The sequence below is a fragment of the Actinomadura sp. NPDC048032 genome (genome assembly GCF_040653175.1).
Taxonomy (GTDB): Bacteria; Actinomycetota; Actinomycetes; order Streptosporangiales; family Streptosporangiaceae; genus Spirillospora; species Spirillospora verrucosospora.
Genome location: NZ_JBEZJP010000546.1, coordinates 1 through 4567, shown reverse-complemented (window position 1 = coordinate 4567; position 4567 = coordinate 1). Strand labels below are relative to the sequence as shown.

General features: G+C 72.8%; 3 protein-coding genes. 2 read left to right on the top strand and 1 reads right to left on the bottom strand.

Annotated elements, in window-relative coordinates:
• The coding region (locus AB0C69_RS38570) for a hypothetical protein (RefSeq protein WP_360360962.1) at window positions 1–1165 on the bottom strand (1165 nt) is incomplete at its 3' end.
• A 135-nt stretch (window positions 1166–1300) separates the two neighbouring features.
• Between AB0C69_RS38570 and glf the strand changes: the two genes are divergently transcribed.
• Together glf and AB0C69_RS38560 are read left to right on the top strand one after the other, a co-directional pair.
• The gene (gene glf / locus AB0C69_RS38565; RefSeq protein ID WP_345172825.1) at window positions 1301–2470 is read left to right on the top strand and encodes a UDP-galactopyranose mutase; all 1170 of its coding nucleotides are present in this window, start codon (window positions 1301–1303) and stop codon (window positions 2468–2470) included.
• On the top strand, window positions 2467–4567 hold a 2101-nt coding region (locus AB0C69_RS38560; RefSeq protein ID WP_360360957.1), incomplete at its 3' end, for a glycosyltransferase. The genes glf and AB0C69_RS38560, both read left to right, overlap by 4 nt.

The following is a 4567-nucleotide window of genomic DNA, read 5'->3' as shown; positions in this document are numbered from 1 at the left end:
GCATGCCGATCTGGTCGCGGGCGGGGAGGCCGGCGCCGGGCACCGCCTCGGCCCGCCTCCGGTTGTCCTGGACGCGCCGCAGCAGCGCCGCGACGGCGTCGAGGCCCACGTCCGCCATCTCCGCCCAGCGGACCTCGTCGGGCGGCGGCGCGGGCGCGGTCCCGAGGGCGGGGCCTGACGCCGCCGCCGGCATCAGCTCGTACAGGTCGCCCACCACGTGGTAGCCCGCCGCGCGCAGCGCCTCGACGGTCTCCACGGCCCGTTCCACGGCCCACGGAACGTGCTCGCCGGGCAGTTCGATCCTGACCGGAGACGGACGTCCGGTCAGGAGCCGCTGCGCGAGGAACAGCTTGACGTCCTCGTTGTAGGCGTGCCAGCCGACACGGTCGCCGAGCGTCTCGTTGAGGCGCAGCAGGAACTGCGTCTCGCTCAGCCCGAGCGACGGGTTGGCGAACGTCCGGGACAGGTCGTAGTCGTCCGGGACGAGGCCGGTGGCCGCGCAGAAGCGCCGCCAGAGCAGGTCGCGGGGCGCGCCGGGCTGGGGGAGGGTGACGACGTGGACGCGCTCGGGCGGCAGGTCCTCGCCCCAGCGGCCGAGCACCGCGACCGGATCCTGCAGGCCCCAGAACAGCCGCGCGCTCTCGTAGGCGTGCCAGTCCTTCCGCCGCAGCGACGCCACGAACTCGCCGAACGAGGTCGTGAAGCGGTTCTTGACGTCCTCCTGCCAGTGCGCCGGGATCTGCCGGCCGAGGTCGCGCGCGGTGAAGACCACGTGAACATCGGCGAAATCGAGGTCGGCCATGGCCTGCCGGATCCACTGCGGCTGGGCCGGCGCGAACAGCTCCTGCGAGATGACCACGGTGCCGGGCCAGTCGCGGGCCTCGGCGACGAGGTCGTGCCACGCCCCCCGGGTGGCGGGGTCGGACGCCTCGCGGAAGAACGTCTGCCGCAGGTCGAACGCGGCGCGGACGTGCGCGGCCTGGTCGCGGCCCGGGTAGAGGACGCCGTGTTCGCGCAGCCGGTCGCGGTTGTGCCACAGCACGTGCTGGAGGAAGGTCGTGCCGCTCTTGGCGGCGCCGACGTGCAGGAAGACCGCGGGGCGCGCCCCCCGCGCCGCACCGCTGGCAGGGCTGTGCGCCGCACTGCCGGGAGTGGGTGGGGCCACCGCGATCCTTGGCTTCCTGCGACGGTACCGAACGAACCCCGGGTATCTTAGCCGCATTCCGTACAGTGGATCCGGCCGGCGCCCCCGTGCGGCCAGGTCCCTCGCTCCCCGCACGAGTCGGATGGACGCCGTCCAGTGAACGTTGATCTCGTGGTGGCCGGTGCCGGTTTCTTCGGTCTCACGGTCGCCGAACGATGCGCGGCCGGCCTCGGCCTGCGCGTGCTCGTGCTCGACCGCCGCGACCACATCGGCGGGAACGCCTACAGCGAGGCGGAGCCGGAGACGGGCATCGAGGTGCACCGCTACGGCGCGCACCTGTTCCACACCTCCAACGAGCGGGTGTGGGAGTACGCGAACCGGTTCACCGCCTTCACCGGCTACCGGCACCGCGTGTACTCCACCTACAAGGGCCGGGTCTACTCGATGCCGATCAACCTCGGCACTATCTGCGAGTACTTCGGCCGGGTCTTCACCCCCGGCGAGGCGCGCGCGCTGATCGCCGAGCAGGCCGCCGAGATCCGCCGCCCGGCCAACCTGGAGGAGCAGGCGATCTCGCTGATCGGGCGCCCGCTGTACGAGGCGTTCATCCGCGGCTACACCGCCAAGCAGTGGCAGACCGACCCCCGCGACCTGCCCGCGGAGATCATCACCCGGCTCCCGGTGCGCTACACCTTCGACAACCGGTACTTCGACGACGCCCACGAGGGGCTCCCGGTCGACGGCTACACCGCCTGGCTGGAGCGGATGGCCGACCACCCGAACATCGAGGTCCGGCTGAACACCGACTTCCTCGACCTGCGCGACGACCTCGTCGGCAACGTCCCCGTCGTCTACACCGGCCCGCTGGACCGCTACTTCGACTACGCCGAGGGCGAGCTGGGCTGGCGGACGCTGGACTTCGAGACGGAGGTCGTCCCGACCGGCGACTTCCAGGGCACCCCCGTCATGAACTACGCCGACGAGGACGTCCCCTACACCCGGATCCACGAGTTCCGGCACTTCCACCCCGAGCGGGCCGCCTACCCGTCCGACCGGACGGTCATCATGCGGGAGTACTCGCGGGCCGCCGCCCGCGGCGACGAGCCGTACTATCCCGTCAACACCGCCGCCGACCGGGCCCGGCTGCTCGCCTACCGGGAACTGGCCCGGCGTGAGGACGGCGTGCTCTTCGGCGGGCGGCTCGGCACCTACAAGTACCTCGACATGCACATGGCCATCGCGAGCGCGCTCACCATGGTCGACAACCGGCTGCGTCCCCATTTCGGCGAGGGTTCGCGTCTCACTAGCGGAGGTATGGACGAGTGACCGAACACGCCGAGGCGTCCGGGGAGTCCGGCGCCGCCCCCGGGCTGCGGGTCCTGCAGCGCGTCGTCATGCCGGTCGACCGCGACCTGGACGTGCTCAAGCTGTACGTCGAGGGCGAGATCGCCCGCGGAGCCGAGGCCGTCGCGGCGGAGACGGCCGCCGAGGCTTCGGCCGGGGCCCCGGCGGACGGGCCGGAGGGCGTCGGCCGGCGCAGCGTGGTCGTGCCGGTCGGGCGCCGGATCTCGTTCGCGACCTACTTCAACGCCTTCCCCGCCAGCTACTGGCGCCGCTGGACGTCGGTGGAGGAGGTCGTGCTGCGGGTCCGGCTGCGGGGCCAGGCCACAGTCATCGTCTACCGGTCCAGCGCGAAGGGCCACGTCCAGCGCGTCGACTCCGTCCGCGTCGACTCCGCGACCTCCCGCGAGGAGACGTTCCGGCTGACGCTGCGCCCGTTCATCGACGGCGGCTGGTACTGGATGGACGTGCTCGCCGGGGAGAGCAACGCCGTCCTGGAGCGGGCCGACTGGTGCGCCGACACGGGCGCCACCGGACCCGTCCGGCAGGGGCGGGTCAGCCTGGGCATCACCACGTACAACCGCCCGGGCTTCTGCGTCGACCAACTCGTCGCGCTCGGCGGCGCGCCCGAGGTGCTGGAGGTGGTGGACGCCGTCTACGTCGTCGACCAGGGGGACCAGCGCGTCCGCGACGACGACGGCTTCGCGCGCGCCGCCGCGTCGCTCGGGCCGAAGCTGCATGTCATCGAGCAGGGCAACCTCGGCGGCTCCGGCGGCTTCTCCCGCGCGATGGACGAGACCCTCAAGGCCGGGACCAGCGACTACGTCCTGCTCCTGGACGACGACGTGGTCACCGAGACCGAGGGCGTCCTGCGCGCCGTCGCGTTCGCGGACTTCGCCCGGACGCCGACGATCGTGGGCGGCCACATGTTCAACCTCTTCGTCCGCTCGCAGCTGCACGCCTACGGCGAGACCATCGGACGGTACCGCTGGTGGTGGGAGGAGGCCCCGCACACCAAGCGCGAGCACGACTTCGCCAGGCCGCCCGACCCGAGCCCCCGCGCGCGGACCAGCTCCGGCAGCCTCCTCAAGACGAAGTGGCTGCACCGGCGCGTGGACGTCGACTACAACGGCTGGTGGATGTGCCTGATCCCCACCGACGTCGTCCGCAAGGTCGGGCTGTCCATGCCGATGTTCATCAAGTGGGACGACGCCGAGTACTGCGTCCGCGCCGGCGAGGCCGGCTTCCCGACCGTGACGCTGCCGGGCATGGCCGCCTGGCACGTCCCCTGGCAGGACAAGGACGACGGCATCGACTGGCAGGCGTACTTCCACGAGCGCAACCGCCTGGTCACCGCCCTCATGCACTCGCCGTACGAGCGCGGCGGCAACCTGCTCAAGGAGAGCTTCATCATCTCGGTGAAGCACGCGCTGGCCATGCAGTACTCCACCGCCGAGCTGATGCTGTCGGCGATCGAGGACGTGCTGAGCGGCCCCGAGCACATGCACGCGGGCATCGCCTCGAAGCTGCCGGAGATCCTCGCGTTCCGCGCCGACTTCCCCGACGCGCAGAACCGCGCCAGCCACGAGGAGTTCCCGCAGGTCCGGCGCGCCAAGCCGCCGAAGCGCGGGCGCGGGTTCAAGCCGCCGCGCGGGACGGCGAACGTGCTCGCGAGCGCGATGCTCGGCACCGTCAGGCAACTCCGTCCGGTCGAACCCGGCTCGCGCGGCAACCCGCAGGCCGTCGTCCCGCACATCGACCGGCACTGGAGCCTGCTGTCGCAGGTCGACAGCGCGCTCGTCTCCTCCGCCGACGGCACCAGGGTGGCCTGGTACCAGCGCGACCCGGAGCGTTTCCGGACGCTGCTGCGGCGCACGTCGCTGCTGCACGCCCGGCTGGGGCGCGAGTGGCCGGAGCTGAGCCGCCGCTACCGGGCCGCGATGGCCGACCTCGCCTCCGCCGAGGCGTGGCGGGCGACGTTCGACGCCGCGGGCGGCGGGGGCGCCGCCGCGGGCGGCGGGGGCGCCGCCGCGGGCGGGCGGGGCGGCCCCGCGGGCCGGGGCGCCGCCGACGGGGGCGGGG